Origin of the sequence: Streptomyces sp. NPDC102437, from assembly GCF_044765565.1 — a bacterium.
In the GTDB taxonomy this organism is placed as follows: Bacteria; Actinomycetota; Actinomycetes; order Streptomycetales; family Streptomycetaceae; genus Streptomyces.
The window spans coordinates 217519-231566 of the sequence record NZ_JBIWKI010000013.1 but is presented as its reverse complement, the minus strand read 5'-3'; the positions used below and the strand labels follow the sequence as shown (position 1 = coordinate 231566).

13 protein-coding genes are annotated in these 14048 nt (G+C 71.6%); 7 read left to right on the top strand and 6 right to left on the bottom strand.

All coding sequences use genetic code 11. From position 1 onward, the window contains the following. Positions 1–239 precede the first annotated feature (239 nt). Complete coding sequence (locus tag ACIRJP_RS19305; RefSeq protein WP_404175263.1) at positions 240–734, bottom strand: DUF3145 domain-containing protein; 495 nt, start codon at positions 732–734, stop codon at positions 240–242. Positions 735–1084: 350 nt separating this feature from the next. Here ACIRJP_RS19305 and ACIRJP_RS19300 point away from each other — a divergent pair, with 350 nt between their 5' ends. Together ACIRJP_RS19300 and ACIRJP_RS19295 are read left to right on the top strand one after the other, a co-directional pair. After that, positions 1085–1993 carry an SGNH/GDSL hydrolase family protein gene (locus ACIRJP_RS19300; protein WP_404175260.1) on the top strand — a complete coding sequence of 303 codons (909 nt, stop codon included), beginning with the start codon at positions 1085–1087 and terminating at the stop codon, positions 1991–1993. An 11-nt stretch (positions 1994–2004) separates the two neighbouring features. Beyond that, the gene (locus tag ACIRJP_RS19295) at positions 2005–3003 is read left to right on the top strand and encodes an aldose epimerase family protein (protein WP_404175257.1); all 999 of its coding nucleotides are present in this window, start codon (positions 2005–2007) and stop codon (positions 3001–3003) included. 86 nt (positions 3004–3089) lie between these two features. Here ACIRJP_RS19295 and ACIRJP_RS19290 read toward each other — a convergent pair whose 3' ends face one another. Then, the gene (locus ACIRJP_RS19290; RefSeq protein ID WP_404175254.1) at positions 3090–5561 is read right to left on the bottom strand and encodes a glycoside hydrolase family 3 protein; all 2472 of its coding nucleotides are present in this window, start codon (positions 5559–5561) and stop codon (positions 3090–3092) included. 152 nt (positions 5562–5713) lie between these two features. On the opposite strand from ACIRJP_RS19290, the gene ACIRJP_RS19285 reads away from it, so the two are divergent. Together ACIRJP_RS19285 and ACIRJP_RS19280 are read left to right on the top strand one after the other, a co-directional pair. Next, the gene (locus ACIRJP_RS19285) at positions 5714–6310 is read left to right on the top strand and encodes a TetR/AcrR family transcriptional regulator (RefSeq protein ID WP_404175251.1); all 597 of its coding nucleotides are present in this window, start codon (positions 5714–5716) and stop codon (positions 6308–6310) included. A gap of 189 nt (positions 6311–6499) precedes the next feature. Beyond that, on the top strand, positions 6500–8455 hold the full coding sequence (locus ACIRJP_RS19280) for a flavin monoamine oxidase family protein (protein WP_404175248.1): 1956 nt from the start codon (positions 6500–6502) through the stop codon (positions 8453–8455). Positions 8456–8477: 22 nt separating this feature from the next. On the opposite strand, the gene ACIRJP_RS19275 is transcribed toward ACIRJP_RS19280, so the two are convergent. The 4 genes from ACIRJP_RS19275 to ACIRJP_RS19260 form a co-directional block, all read right to left on the bottom strand. Then, on the bottom strand, positions 8478–9086 hold the full coding sequence (locus ACIRJP_RS19275; protein WP_404175245.1) for a LysE family translocator: 609 nt from the start codon (positions 9084–9086) through the stop codon (positions 8478–8480). A 22-nt stretch (positions 9087–9108) separates the two neighbouring features. Further along, complete coding sequence (locus ACIRJP_RS19270) at positions 9109–9927, bottom strand: EI24 domain-containing protein (RefSeq protein WP_404175242.1); 819 nt, start codon at positions 9925–9927, stop codon at positions 9109–9111. A gap of 113 nt (positions 9928–10040) precedes the next feature. After that, positions 10041–10469 (bottom strand): organic hydroperoxide resistance protein, encoded by a 429-nt coding sequence (locus ACIRJP_RS19265; protein ID WP_266733217.1) that lies wholly within the window; start codon positions 10467–10469, stop codon positions 10041–10043. An 89-nt stretch (positions 10470–10558) separates the two neighbouring features. Beyond that, positions 10559–11578 (bottom strand): NADP-dependent oxidoreductase, encoded by a 1020-nt coding sequence (locus ACIRJP_RS19260; RefSeq protein ID WP_404175239.1) that lies wholly within the window; start codon positions 11576–11578, stop codon positions 10559–10561. Between the two features lie 149 nt (positions 11579–11727). Here ACIRJP_RS19260 and ACIRJP_RS19255 point away from each other — a divergent pair, with 149 nt between their 5' ends. From ACIRJP_RS19255 to ACIRJP_RS19245, 3 genes are all read left to right on the top strand, one after another. Continuing rightward, the gene (locus ACIRJP_RS19255; protein WP_404175237.1) at positions 11728–12231 is read left to right on the top strand and encodes a MarR family winged helix-turn-helix transcriptional regulator; all 504 of its coding nucleotides are present in this window, start codon (positions 11728–11730) and stop codon (positions 12229–12231) included. Between the two features lie 33 nt (positions 12232–12264). Further along, positions 12265–12825 carry a hypothetical protein gene (locus ACIRJP_RS19250; protein WP_404175235.1) on the top strand — a complete coding sequence of 187 codons (561 nt, stop codon included), beginning with the start codon at positions 12265–12267 and terminating at the stop codon, positions 12823–12825. A 182-nt stretch (positions 12826–13007) separates the two neighbouring features. Then, on the top strand, positions 13008–14045 hold the full coding sequence (locus ACIRJP_RS19245; RefSeq protein WP_404175233.1) for a rod shape-determining protein: 1038 nt from the start codon (positions 13008–13010) through the stop codon (positions 14043–14045). Positions 14046–14048: the final 3 nt, after the last annotated feature.

Sequence of the window (14048 nt, the reverse complement as noted above, 5' to 3'; positions counted from 1 at the left end):
CGTTATAAAAAACTCTCCCCCCACCCGCCTCTTCCCCTTTGGGCGGGGGGGTGCCGCCGGTCTTCCCCTCCAAAAACACCCCCCCGGGTTTTTGGGGGGGGGGGGGGGGGGGCCCCCCCCCCCCCCCGGGGCTCCGCCCCGGACCCCGCTCCTCAATCGCCGGAGGGGCTGTTTTTTTGCTCCCGTCGCTCGCGGGAAGGGGAGTCACAGGCAGGACGGCAGGCGCGCCGCAGGCAGCGTCACACCACCTGGTGGAGCCACCGCACCGGCGCGCCCTCGCCCGCATGGCGGAAGGACTCCAGTTCGTCGTCCCAGGGCTTGCCGAGCAGTTTCGCGATCTCGGCCTCCAGCTCGCTCTCGCCCCGCGAGGACCTTGCCAGCGCGGCCCGCAGCCGGTCCTCGGGGACCAGGATGTCGCCGTGCATGCCGGTGACGGCGTGGAAGATGCCGAGGCCGGGCGTGGAGCTGTAGCGCTCGCCCTCCGACGTGGGGCTCGGCTCCGCCGTCACCTCGAAGCGCAGCAGGTCCCAGCCCCGCAGCGAGGAGGCGAGCTTGGACGCCGTACCGGCGCGGGCCTGCCAGGAGAACTCGGAGCGCCAGGTGCCGGGCGCGGCGGGCTGTCTGATCCAGTCGAGCTGGACCCGCACACCGAGGACGCCGCCCACCGCCCATTCGACATGGGGACAGAGCGCGCGCGGTGCGGAGTGAACGTACAGAACTCCACGTGTCGTCACCGGGACCTCCAGTGTGGGACGAGGTTCGCCTTCCCCAGCTGCATCGCGACCGTACCGTCTCTTCTCGGCCGGAACCCGAGGTTGTCATCAGTAAACAGCATCGGGGTGAAACTCCTGAAAAGGGACAGTATGTGACGTGATGTGATTTCCTGAAAGCCACCCGAGTGGAGCCGGGTGGGGGAAAACGCCGCTGGTTCGACGAGGAAAAGCTACCGCGCTGCGGGGGCCCAGGTGTGACGTACGGTCGGTCCCGGGCCCATCATTCGTTCAGCTTTCACTCGCTGGAGCGGCCGGGCCTTCCGACCGGTGCCACCAGGGGTTGCCGGGGGCATAACCGAGGGGACCAAGGGATGCAGGATCGTTCCGCCCGCCGCCGTTCGCGTACCTCGGCCGTCGTCCTGGCGGCGGTCTCGGTCCTCGGCACGGCCGTTCTGACGGGCTGTGACTCCGACCGGCCGGGGACGACGAAGGGGGCGGCCGCGCAGCCTTCTCCCAGGCCCGGTCCGGTCTGGGACCGCGAGCCGGGTTCGGTGGCCGCGGTCGGCGACTCCATCACCCGCGGTTTCGACGCCTGTTCGGTGCTGGCGGACTGCCCGGAGGTCTCCTGGGCGACCGGCACCGACAGCGGGGTGCGCAGCCTCGCCGTACGGCTGCTGGGCGCGTCGGGGGCCGCCTCGCGCAGCTGGAACCACGCCGAGACGGGTGCCCGGATCGCACAGTTGCCGGAGCAGATGGCGTCGGCCGCGAAGGAGAGGCCGGATCTGGTGACGGTGATGATCGGCGCCAACGACGCCTGCCGGGACTCGGCCCGGTACATGACGCCGGTGGCTGATTTCCGTGCCTCGTTCGAGGCGTCGATGCGTCAGCTGCGGGCCGGGGCGCCCAAGGCGCAGGTGTACGTGTCGAGCGTGCCGGATCTCAAGCGGCTCTGGGAGAAGGGGCGCGGCAACCCGCTGGGCAAGCAGATCTGGAAGCTGGGGATCTGCCGGTCGATGCTGGGCGACGCGGACGACATGCGCGCGCCCGCGATGGCCCGGCGCGCCTCGGTGCAGGAGCGGGTCGTGGCGTACAACAAGGTGCTCCATGAGGTCTGTGCGAAGGACCTGCGCTGCCGGTACGACGGCGGGGCGGTCTTCGACTACCCGTTCACCGGCAAGCAGCTCAGCCAGTGGGACTGGTTCCATCCGGGGCGCGACGGGCAGGCGCGGCTGGCGGAGATCGCCTACCGCAATGTCACCGCGGCCCGGCCCCCCGCGTAGGCTTCGTGATCATGGTCACTGGTCCGGGCACGGCGATGCGTACGGAAGAGTTCGGCACCCTCGCGGACGGCACCCGGGTGGACCGCTGGACGCTGGAGCGGAACGGCACGCGGGTGCGGGTGCTGACGTACGGCGGCGTCGTGCAGTCGGTCGAGGTGCCGGACCGGGACGGGGCGCGGGCGGAGATCGCGCTCGGGCTGCCGGATCTCGCCGGGTACCAGGAGTTCACCGGTCCGTACTTCGGCGCGCTGGTCGGGCGGTACGCGAACCGGATCGGCGGGGCCCGTTTCGAGCTGGACGGGCACACGCACCGGCTGACGGCCAACGAGGGCCGCAACCAGGTGCACGGCGGGGCGGTGGGCTTCGACAAGCGCGTGTGGCGGGCGCGGGAGGTGGCGGACGGTGTCGAGCTGTCGCTGGTCTCCGAGGACGGCGAGGAGGGCTTCCCGGGCCGTCTGTCGGTGTCGGCGGCCTACACCCTGGACGAGGGCGGGGCGCTGCGGATCACGTACCGGGCGAGCACCGACGCCCCGACGGTGCTGAACCCGACGAACCACACGTACTGGAACCTCGCGGGCGCCGGCAGCGGCAGCGCGCTCGGGCAGACGCTGCGGATCGCGGCCGGGCGGATCACCCCGGCGGACGACGAATCGCTGCCCACGGGCGAGTTCCTGCCGGTGGACGGGACCCGGTTCGACTTCCGTGAGCCGCGCCCGGTCGGCGCGGGCTACGACCACAACTTCGTGCTGGACGGGGCGGGCGCGGGTCCGGCGGCCGAGCTGTACGACGCGGCCTCGGGGCGCGTGCTGAGCGTGACGACGACGGAGCCGGGGCTCCAGCTGTACACGGCGGACCACTTCGACGGGCGGCCGTTCGGGCCGTGCGCCGGGATCGCGCTGGAGACCCAGCACTTCCCCGACTCCCCGAACCGGCCCGAGTTCCCGAGCACGGTGCTGCGGCCGGGCGAGGAGTTCGTCTCGACGACCGTGTACGGGTTCTCGGTGCGCTGACGGGGCGTGGCAGGGGCGGGGCGCCGCCGCTGGAATTCGCCGGCAGGGGAGCGGGGCCGGCGCCCCGCTCCCCTGCCGGCCGGCCGCTATTCCTTGATGTCCAGGGTGGCCGTCCGGCGTACGTCGCCGAGCGAATGGGCCGCCTGCACCTCGTACCTGCCGGGGACGAGGACCCAGCCGTACGCCTCCTCGTCCCAGATCTCGTAGGCGCGCCGGTCCAGCACGATCAGCGCCTCGGCGCTCTCGCCGGGTGCCGCCTCGACCCGTGCGAAGCCGGCCAGCCGGCGGGCGGGGCGGTCGGCGGTTTCGTCCCGGGGCGCCAGGTAGATCTGGACCGTCTCGGCGCCGGGCCGGGTGCCGGTGTTGCGGACGCGGACGGTGGCACGGTCCGGTCCGGTCTCCAGGCTCTCGTACTCCCAGGTGGTGTAGCCGAGTCCGTGTCCGAAGGGGTAGGCGGGCGCGGTTCCGGCCTTCTCCCAGGCCCGGTAGCCGACGAAGACGCCCTCGTCGTAGTGGAGTTCGCCGTCGGTGGGGACGGTGTTCGAGACCGGGACGTCGGCGAGCGTGGCCGGCCAGGTGGTGGGGAGGCGCCCGCCCGGTTCGTCCGTGCCGAGCAGGACGTCGGCGAGCGCGTGGCCGGCCTCCTGGCCGGGGAACCAGCCGAGCAGCACCGCGGCGACCTCGTCGCGCCACGGAAGCTCCACCGGGGAGCCGGAGTTGACGATCACGACGGTGTCCGGATTGGCGGCGGCGATGGCCCTGACCAGGTCGTCCTGGTGGCCGGGGAGCTTCAGGTCGGTGCGGTCGAAGCCCTCGGACTCGACGCGTTCGGTGGTGCCGACGACCACGATCGCGGTGTCCGCGGCACGGGCCGCCTCGACGGCCTCCGCGATCAGCTCCCGCGGGTCGCGGCGCGGGCCGAGGTGGCAGAGCGAGAACGAGACGCCGAGGACCGGCTGGTCGTCGCCCAGGGTCTCGGGGACCTGCCGCAGCGAGACCTCGACGGGTTCGCCCGCGGTGAGGGTGATCCGGCCGCGCTCCAGCGGGTTGCCGAAGAACGCCTCGCCGGGGTCGGCGGACCCGGTGACCCGGTGGACCTCGTCGTACAGGGTCTCGCCCGCGACGGTGAGGGTCAGCGCGCCGGTGCCCCGGGTGCCGAAGACGTGCTCGCCGCTCTCGCGCGGGACGAAGGTGCCGGTGATCTCGACGGTGTGCAGCGTGGCGCGGGTGACGCCCTCGGGGAGGTCGTCGCCGATCCACTGGACGGTGCCGCCGCGCAGCGGTGCGGTGCCGATGACGGTGCCGGCCTCGTCGTAGCAGACGGCCCTGAACTCGAAGCCCTTCTCGGCGGGGGTGAGTTCGGTGTTCGGGTCGGCGCCGACGCGGTAGTCGACGACGCCCTCGGGGAGGGCGGCGATCAGGCCGTCGAGCGGGGAGACGATGTGGTGCGGGAAGACCTGGGCGGAGCCGCCGCCGAGGACCCGGGCGTCCCGGGCGAGGGCGCCGCTGACCGCGACCTTGCGGACGGCCGCCGGGTCGATCGGGAGGGCGGCGCGTTCATTGCGTACGAGGACGAAGGAGCGGCGGGCGATCTCGCGGGCCAGCGCCTCGCCGTCGACGGCTTCGGGGCGGGCGGCCTCGGCGACGACGGGCGGGGCGCCGTCCAGGATGCCGACGCGGGCGGCCAGCCGCAGCACATTGCGTACGGCGCCGTCGACGACGGACTCCTCGACCTCACCGGCCCGCACGGCGTCGGCGAGCGCCTTGCCGTACACCGTCTTCGGGCCTGGCATCGCGACGTCGAGGCCGCCGCCCACGGCGGCGACGGTGGAGCGGGCGGCCAGCCAGTCGGAGACGATGTAGCCGTCGAAGCCCCATTCGCCGCGCAGCACCGCGTTCTGCAGGTAGCGGTGTTCGGTCATGGTGGAGCCGTTGACCCGGTTGTAGGCGGCCATGATGCCCCAGGGGTGGGCGTTCTTGACGATCCGCTCGAACGGGGCGAGGTAGATCTCGCGCAGGGTGCGCGGGGCGAGGATGTTGTCGACGGTGAAGCGGTCCGTCTCGGCGTCGTTGGCGACGAAGTGCTTGACGGTCGTGCCGACCCCGCCGTCCTGCACCCCGAGGACATAGCCGGTGCCGATCTCGCCGGTGAGGTACGGGTCCTCGCTGTACGTCTCGAAGTGGCGCCCGCCGAGCGGGGACCGGTGGAGGTTCACGGTCGGGGCGAGGAGGACGTGCACCCCTTTGCGGTGGGCCTCCTGGGCCAGCAGCCGGCCGGCCCGGCGGGCCAGCGCCGGGTCCCAGGTCGCGGCCAGGGCGGTGGGCGAGGGCAGCGCGACGGACGGGTCGTCGGCGCTCCAGGCCACGCCCCGGACCCCGATCGGCCCGTCGGACATCACCAGGGAGCCCAGCCCGACGGCGGGGAGCGCGGGCAGCGACCACATGTCCTGGCCGGCCAGCAGCCGGGCCTTGTCGTCGAGCCCCAGCGCTGCGAGCGCCGCGTCGACCACGGCCTCGCGGGCCGCATCGGGGTTGGTGGGTGTGGACGCGTCTGCCACGGCCGTTCCTCCTCGTCGGATTCTGGACTGAATGCCTCCATACTGACCCCATCACAGGTAGAGCAGTAGGTTTCGTTATCCGTCTGTGATTTTTGGGGATGACGTACGGTCCCCAGTGCGGGACCGATGAAGCGCCGGAAGGGGCCGGGGAGATGGTGCGGGGCAGAAGTACGGAGCGCCGGGCGGAGATCGTCCGGGCCACGCTCGAAGTGATCGCCGAGCGCGGCTACCGCGGCGCCTCGCTGAGCGCCGTCGCCGAGCGGGTCGGCCTCAGCCAGCAGGGGCTGCTGCACTACTTCCCGACCAAGGAGGCGCTGCTCGTCGCCGTGCTGGAGGAGCGCGACCAATGGGACACCGGGGGCGGCACCAGGAGCGACGGCGTATGGCGGATCGAGTTGCTGGCCTCACTGGTGGAGTACAACGCGATGCGGCCCGGCATCGTCCAGACGTTCTCGGCGCTGCTCGGCGAGAGCGTGACGGAGGGCCATCCCGCGCGGGAGTTCTTCACCCGCCGCTACACCCAGGTCCGGTCGAGCATGGCGGCGATACTGCGCGCGGAGTACGGCGACCGGCTGCCGGGCGGGCTGACCCCGGAGCGCGCGGCGCCGCTGCTCGTCGCGGTGCTGGACGGGCTCCAGTACCAGTGGCTGCTGGACCCGGATTCGGTGGACATGCCCGCCGCGTTCGGCGACTTCCTGGCACTGTTGCGGCCGGCCGGGTCCGGGGCGCCGGAGAACCCCCGGCCGTGAGCCGGACCGAGTGCTCCGGGAAGCCTCAACCATGCGCCGGACCAAGGGATTTGAAGAACCGCCAATCATGACATGACCTGCTGCGACGCAGGGCGGAACTTGATCAATGAACGCCCCTGCGGGTGATTTCGGGATGGTCTACGCGCGTCCGGGCGTGGACCACCCTCCGGCGCGCCCCAGGGTTGCCGCATGACTTCCAAGCCCGCCGGATCATCCTCCGGCCAGCCCTCCCGCCGTGCCCTGATCACGAGCGCCACCGCCGGTGCCGCGGCGTTGGCCGTCACCGCCGCTTCCGGCACCGCGAGCGCCACCGCGCCCGGCGCCGCCGAAACCGCCGCGTCCACAGCCGCACTCGCCCCCGCGGCCACCGGCTCGGACTGGGACGCCTGCCTGAACGTCGCCCGCGCCATCCTCGTACGCGACGAGCACGACCAGCCGCTGATCCCCCTCTATCGCGACATCCTGCTGTCCAAGGGCCTGCCGCGCAGCCGCAAGTCCCCCAAGAAGGTGCTGATCGTCGGCGCCGGGCCGGCCGGGCTCACCGCCGCCCATCTGCTCCGCGGCGCCGGGCACACCGTCACCGTCATCGAGGCCAACGGCAACCGCGTCGGCGGCCGGATCAAGACCTTCCGCAAGGGCGGTCACGAGAACGCGAAGGCGCCGTTCGCCGACCCGAGGCAGAACGCCGAGGCCGGCGCGATGCGTATCCCCGACAGCCACCCGCTGGTCACCGGCCTCATGGACAGCTTCGACCTGAAGCGCCGCCCCTTCTACCTGGTGGACGTCGACGCCGAGGGCAAGCCCGTCAACCACACCTGGATCCACGTCAACGGCGTCCGGATGCGCAAGTCCGACTACGCGGTCAAGCCCCAGCCGATCAACCGCTCGTTCGGGGTACCGGCCGAGTTCGAGAACAGGACCGCCGCGTCGATCGTGCGCGACGCCTTCAAGCCCGTGCGCGCGGAGTTCGAGGGCAAGGAGGGCCGGGAGCTCGTCGAGGGCTGGGCCCGGGTGATCCAGAGGTACGGGCACTGGTCGATGTTCCGCTTCCTGACCGAGGCGGCCAAGCTCGACGAGCGCACCATCGACCTCATCGGCACGGTCGAGAACCTCACCTCCCGGCTCCATCTCGCCTTTGTGCACAGCTTCATCGGGGCCTCCCTGATCAGCCCGGACACCGCGTTCTTCGAGCTGCCGGGCGGCACGGGCGTCCTCGCCGACGCGATGTACAAGCGGGTCAAGGACCTGGTGCGGCTGGACCGCCGGGCCACCAGGATCAGTCACGGCCCCGACGGCGTCGAGGTGGAGACCATCTCCGAGGGCCGCGACGGCAGGCCGCTGGTGCGCCAGAAGTTCACCGGCGACCGGGCGATCATCACCGTCCCGTTCTCCGGGCTGCGCCACATCCCCGTCACACCCCCGCTCTCGTACGGCAAGCGGCGCGCGATCACCGAGATCCACTACGACGCGGCGACCAAGGTGCTGCTCGAATTCAGCCGCCGCTGGTGGGAGTTCGAGGAGAAGGAGTGGAAGACCGAGCTGGAGAAGATCAAGCCCGGCCTGTACGACGCCTACCGGCTGGGCAAGGCTCCGGCCGACGGTTCACTGCTGGGCGCCCACCCCTCCGTACCGCCCGGCCATCTCCCGCCCAACCAGCGGGTGCACTACGCCGCGTACCGGGCCACCGCCCGCAACCAGCCCGAGGCGGCGCACGTCATCGGCGGCGGATCGGTCACCGACAACCCCAACCGCTTCATGTTCCAGCCCTCGCACCCGGTCGAGGGCAGCGCGGGCGGCGTCGTCCTCGCCTCGTACAGCTGGGCCGACGACGCGCTGAAGTGGGACTCGCTCGACGACGACGAGCGCTACCCGCACGCCCTGGGCGGGGTGCAGGACGTGTACGGGCAGCGCGTCGAGGTGTTCTACACGGGCGTCGGCGCCACCCAGTCGTGGATGCGCGATCCGTACGCGTACGGCGAGGCGTCGGTGCTGCTGCCGGGCCAGCACACCGAACTCTTCGCCGATGTGCGCTCGGTGGAGGGACCGCTGCACTTCGCCGGCGACCACACCTCGATCAAGCCGGCCTGGATCGAGGGGGCGCTGGAGTCGGCGGTCAGGTCGGCGCTGGAGGTGCACACCGGCTGACCCGGGTCCGGCGGGGCGTCGCTCAGCGGGCCAGGCCCAGGGTGACGCCCAGTCCGACGAGCACCGACCCGATGCCCCGGTTGAGGGCCTTCTGCCACTTCAGCATCGAGGTGCGCAGGCGCGAGTTCGAGAAGAACAGCGCGACCAGGGCGAACCAGCCGAAGTGGGCGGCGGACATGAACAGCCCGTAGCCGGCCTGCTGCCACACGCTGGTTCCGGGCCCGACGACCTGCGTGAAGGTCGACACGACGAAGAGCGTGGTCTTGGGGTTCAGCGCGTTGGTGAGGAAACCGGTGCGCAGGGCCCCGAACCGCGTCAGCTGCGGCTTGGAGTCCAGGTCGACGTCGAGATCGCCGCGGGCGAAGAAGGTGCGCAGCCCGATGTAGACGAGATAGGCGGCGCCGACCAGCTTGATCGCGGTGAACAGGGCGGTGGACGAGGCGATCAGCAGCCCGACGCCGAGCATCGTGTACGTGACGTGGACGAGTACACCCGCAGCGACCCCGGCGGCGGCCATGAGGCCCGTCGTGCGGCCGTAGAGATAGCTGTTGCGGATGACCATCGCGAAGTCCGCGCCCGGACTGATGACGGCCAGGACGGTGATGACTGCGACGGCGATGAGCTCGGTCATGGGCGGATGATCTCCTCGGGCCTCAGTCCTTGTCGAGGGTGTACGGGGCTGGGGCGTCGTCCTGGACCCCGTCGTCCCCGTCCCCGTCCCCGTCCCCGTCCTCGTCCGACGGCACCAGGTCGCGTGCCAGCAGAGTCGCTCCGGCGACGGCACCCGGCATCAGGAACACGGCGACGAACGGGACCAGGAAGGCGAGCCCCAGCGGCACGCCGAAGCCGAGGGTCAGCATGCGGCGGCCGCGCAGCAGGGCGAGCCGGTCCTTCAGCGCCATGCCGCGGCGCTGGAGCGCGACGGCGGTGAGTTCCTCGGCGAGGAAGTATCCGGTGACGCAGAAGCCGATCACGGGGACGACGGTCTGGCCGATCACCGGGACGAACCCGAGGGCGAAGAGCAACAGCGAGTAGAGCCCCACCCGCACCAGGATGCGGACGCTGTCGCGGGCGGAGATCCACAGCTCCCGCCAGAGCGGCAGCCCGGACTCGGGGACCGCCCCGCCCTCGGTGCGGTCGACCTGCTCGGAGAGCGATTCGTAGAAGGGCTGGCCGACCAGCAGGGTCACGGCGGTGAAGGTGATCACGGCGAGGAAGAGTCCGAGGCCGAAGACCAGCACGGTCAGGGTGTTGCGGAGCAGGCCGAGCCAGGGCGAGGACCAGTCGTCGGCGAACGGGGTCGCCCAGTCCACCAGGTTGTCGGCGCCGTAGCCGAGGCCGACCAGGGCGCCCGCGTACAGGACGAGAGTGACGAGTCCGGGCAGCAGTCCGAAGCCGAACCAGCGTCCGTGCCGGCCGACCCAGCGCTGTCCCTTTATCAAGTAGCCGAAGCCCGCCCCTAGATCACGCATGACGTCAGCGTACTGGTGGCGAAGGGGCGCCGTCGGGCGGGTGGTTGTCGCACCCCCTCAGGCCGCACCCCCTCGCGGGGTGCGGCCCTCGGCCGTTGCGGGTGGGCGGGCGGTCAGGCGACCGACAGCTCGACCTTGATGTTTCCGCGAGTGGCGTTCGAGTACGGGCACACCTGGTGGGCCTTCTCGACGAGCGACTGCGCGGTGGCCTTGTCGACGTTCGGGATGGTGGCGCTGATCGCCACCTCCAGGCCGAAGCCGCCCTCGGCCGTCTTGCCGATGGAGACCTCGGCGGTCACCGTGGAGCCGGTGATGTCCGCCTTCTCCTGGCGGGCCACCACGCCCAGCGCGCCCTGGAAGCAGGCGCTGTAGCCGGCCGCGAAGAGCTGCTCCGGGTTGGTGCCCGCGCCGCTTCCGCCCATGGCCTTCGGCGGGTTGACGACGACGTCGAGGTTGCCGTCGTCCGACGAGACGCGGCCGTCACGGCCGTTCTCGGCGGTGGCGACGGCGGTGTAGGCAACGGTTATGTCCTGAATGGTCATGCTGGGTGTTCCTCCTGCTGTGCGCCGCGACTCGCGCCCACGATCGCGACGGCCTGTGGGTGAGCCTAACCGGTCCGCCAAAGCGGCTGTCAGGCGAGGGAGACGATCATCTTCCCGGTGTTCTCGCCGCGCAGCAGACCGAGGAAGGCGTCGAAGCCGTTCTCGATGCCCTCGACGGAGGTCTCGCGGTACTTCAGCTCGCCCGAGGCCAGCCAGCCGGCGACGTCCTGGACGAACTGCGGCTGGAGGTCGGCGTGGTCGGCGACGAGCATGCCCTGGATGCGCAGCCGCTTGCCGATGACGAGGGCGAGGTTGCGCGGGCCGGGGGTCGGCTCGGTCGCGTTGTACTGGGCGATCATTCCGCAGACGGTGACGCGGCCGTGCAGGTTGAGCGAGGAGATCGCCGCTTCGAGGTGCTCGCCGCCGACGTTGTCGAAGTAGACGTCGATGCCGTCCGGGGCGGCCTCGCGCAGCTGGTCGGCGACCGGGCCGTTCTTGTAGTTGAAGGCGGCGTCGAAGCCGTACTCCTCGACGAGGAGCTTGACCTTCTCGTCGGAGCCGGCCGAGCCGATGACCCGCGAGGCGCCCTTGATCCTCGCCATCTGGCCGACCTGGCTGCCGACGGCGCCGGCCGCGCCGGAGACGAAGACGGCGTCGCCCTCCTTGAAGGAGGCGACGTCGAAGAGGCCCGCGTAGGCGGTGAGCCCGGTCATGCCGAGCACGCCTAGGTAGGCGGAGAGCGGGGCGAGCGAGGCGTCGACCTTCACGGCGTGCTTGGCCGGGACGTCGGCGTACTCGCGCCAGCCGAGACCGTGCAGGACGTGGTCGCCGACCGCGAAGCCGTCGGCGTTCGAGGCGATGACCTCGCCGACCGCTCCGCCGTCCATGGGGTGGTCGAGCTTGAAGGGCGGGGTGTACGACTTCACGTCGTTCATCCGGCCCCTCATGTACGGGTCGACCGAGAAGTGCAGATTGCGGACGAGGACACGGCCCTCGCCGGGAGCGGCGACCGGGACCTCACGCAGCGCGAAATCCTCGGCCTTCGGCCAGCCGTGGGGGCGGGCGACGAGGTGCCATTCACGGCCGGACGTGGGAAGTGCTGCTGACATGGGCTCGGGTTCTCCTCAATGTCCTACGAGGTGGGGGAAACTCCGGCCGGGCGGTGGGGCCGCACCAGGGGAGCAAAGTACTTCAGGTGGTGAAACAACCATGCTCCTGAATATTTCATGTTGTCAAGCAACGGGCTATCCTGGGTGTCATGGCCACCTCCCGCACAGACCCTCTGACTCTCGAAGTCGTCGAGCTCATCGGTACCGTCGTGGCGCGCTACTACGAGGAGTACGACGAGGCGGCGGCAGCGCACTCGCTCACCGGCGCCCAGGCCCGGGTGCTGGGGCTGCTCTCGCTGGAGCCGATGCCCATGCGCAGGATCGCCCAGAAGCTGAAGTGCGAGCCGTCGAACGTGACCGGCATCGTCGACCGGCTGGAGACCCGCGGCCTGGTGGAGCGCAGGCCCGATCCGGCCGACCGGCGGGTGAAGCTGGCCGCTCCCACGGCGCTGGGCGCCCGGACCGCGCGGCAGCTGCGCGATTCGCTCACCTTCGCCCGGGAGCCGCTGGCCGAGCTGTCGGACGAGGACCGGACGATGCTGCGAGACCTGCTGCACCGGATGCTGGGCGAGCCGGGGCCGTCCGGTGGTCAGGGCGGTCAGGGTCCCGGTGGGGAATCGTTGAAGCCGGGATCGCGGGTGTGGAACCGTTGAAGCCGGGATCGCGGGTGTGGAACCGTTGAGACCATGACCGCGCCCTTCGGCCCCCGTGAGTTCCAGCTCGTCCTGCTGCGCCGGATGGCCGACCACCAGCCCGGCCTCGTCGAGGACGCCCGGCACGAGCTGGGCGCCTCGACCGCCGAGATGCGGGAGGCCAACCGCCGCTGGCAGGCCATGGTGCGGGCGCCCGGCGGGCGGGGCGCGCTGCGCCGCTACCGTTCGGTGCTCGGCGAACCCTTGTCGTCCGTCCGCCGCACCGTCGGCGACCTGGAGTGCGACGCGCTGCGCTGGCGGACGGTGCTGTGGCCTGACCTGTGGTTCGAGGTGATGGTCGCGCCGGGCGGCGCGGTGTGGAACGAGTGGCTGGTGCGGGCGCCGGGGGCGCCGGGCCCCGAACTGCGCACGGCCGAGGACCTTCGCCCCTGGTCGGGCACGGTCGACGAGGTGGCGCGGGCCTTCGCACCGGCTCGCCCGATGGAGGGCGGCGCCCCGGCCCGGTGGGCGCTCGCGATCACCGATCCTGGCACGGGCGAGCCGTACGTCGCCGAGTTCACCTGGGGACTCCTCCAGCGGCTGCTGCCGGGCTGATTCCCGCGTACCGCGCCTCCTTCGCGTACCGCGCCCCTCCTGCCGGCCCGTCAGCCAGGGGCCGCCCCACAGGCCCCTCCTACGGCGCATCCCAACGCGCGCCACACCTCCGAACGGCGCACGATTGCGGGACAGAACCGGCTGCCGCCGGTGCCACCTTCCGCGTTCTCGGGAGACCTGCCGTGACCGTCAGTCTTGAGCAGTTGCGCCGCTGCCATGTCGCCGTCGACCTCGGGGCCGCCCGGACCCGGGTGTACGTCAAGGGCCTCGGGCTCGTCGTCGACGAGCCGAGCGTCGCCGCGGTGAACACCCGCACCGGGTCGCTCATCGCCGTCGGCGCGCTCGCCGAACAGATGACGGGCCGCACCCCCGACTACATCCGGGTGACCCGGCCGGTCACCGGCGGGACCGTCATCGACATCGAGATGGCCCAGCGCATGCTCCGCCATCTGCTCGGCGAGAAGCTCCGCCGGCAGCTGCGGCGCAAGCCCCGGCTGCGGGCCGCCGCCTGCACCCCGCACGACAGCGATCCGCTCGCCCAGCGGGCCGCCGTCGAGACGATGGTCGGGATCGGCGCCCGGCGGGTCGAGCTGGTCGACACCCTGATCGCGGCGGCCGTCGGCTGCGGACTGCCGGTCGAGCAGCCGACCGCCACCATGATCATGGTGTGCGGGGCGGCGACCACCCAGATCGCGGTGCTCTCGCTCGGTTCGATCGTGAGCGCCGTACGCATCCCGGTGGGCGGCGACGCCATCGATCACGCGGTGATCCAGTATCTGCGTCAGCACCACGAGCTGATGCTGCCGAGCCAGTCCGTGCGCCCCCTGCAGCTGGCGCTCAGCGGCAACGGCCTGAGCTCGAAGGAGCCCGCCACGACCGAGATCCACGGCCGTGACGTGGCGACCGGACTGGCCCGCTCGGTGCACGTGGACACCGCCGCGGTACGGCAGGCCATCCACGCCCCGCTCACCGCGGTGCTGGACGGGCTGGGCACGATCCTGCGCGACTGCCCGCCCGATCTGGTGGCCGACCTCGTGGACTGCGGCATCATGATGGTCGGCGGGAGCGCGCTGCTGCCCGGCCTCGACCAGATGCTGCGGGACGCGACGGGAATGCTGGTCCATATCGCGGAGCGGCCGGACGTCTGCGCGGTGCTGGGGCTCGGTGCCATGCTGGACGGGAAGATCGAGCCGCTGGTCCTCGACCCGCTCGCCTGCTGAACA

What these genes read in the sequence shown, in the direction of transcription:
- ACIRJP_RS19300 (WP_404175260.1), top strand. Translation starts at nt 1,085, where the DNA reads ATGCAGGATCGTTCCGCCCGCCGCCGTTCGCGTACCTCGGCCGTCGTC.
- ACIRJP_RS19295 (WP_404175257.1), top strand. Translation starts at nt 2,005, where the DNA reads ATGGTCACTGGTCCGGGCACGGCGATGCGTACGGAAGAGTTCGGCACC.
- ACIRJP_RS19285 (WP_404175251.1), top strand. Translation starts at nt 5,714, where the DNA reads ATGGTGCGGGGCAGAAGTACGGAGCGCCGGGCGGAGATCGTCCGGGCC.
- ACIRJP_RS19280 (WP_404175248.1), top strand. Translation starts at nt 6,500, where the DNA reads ATGACTTCCAAGCCCGCCGGATCATCCTCCGGCCAGCCCTCCCGCCGT.
- ACIRJP_RS19275 (WP_404175245.1), bottom strand. Translation starts at nt 9,086, where the DNA reads ATGACCGAGCTCATCGCCGTCGCAGTCATCACCGTCCTGGCCGTCATC.
- ACIRJP_RS19270 (WP_404175242.1), bottom strand. Translation starts at nt 9,927, where the DNA reads ATGCGTGATCTAGGGGCGGGCTTCGGCTACTTGATAAAGGGACAGCGC.
- ACIRJP_RS19265 (WP_266733217.1), bottom strand. Translation starts at nt 10,469, where the DNA reads ATGACCATTCAGGACATAACCGTTGCCTACACCGCCGTCGCCACCGCC.
- ACIRJP_RS19260 (WP_404175239.1), bottom strand. Translation starts at nt 11,578, where the DNA reads ATGTCAGCAGCACTTCCCACGTCCGGCCGTGAATGGCACCTCGTCGCC.
- ACIRJP_RS19255 (WP_404175237.1), top strand. Translation starts at nt 11,728, where the DNA reads ATGGCCACCTCCCGCACAGACCCTCTGACTCTCGAAGTCGTCGAGCTC.
- ACIRJP_RS19250 (WP_404175235.1), top strand. Translation starts at nt 12,265, where the DNA reads ATGACCGCGCCCTTCGGCCCCCGTGAGTTCCAGCTCGTCCTGCTGCGC.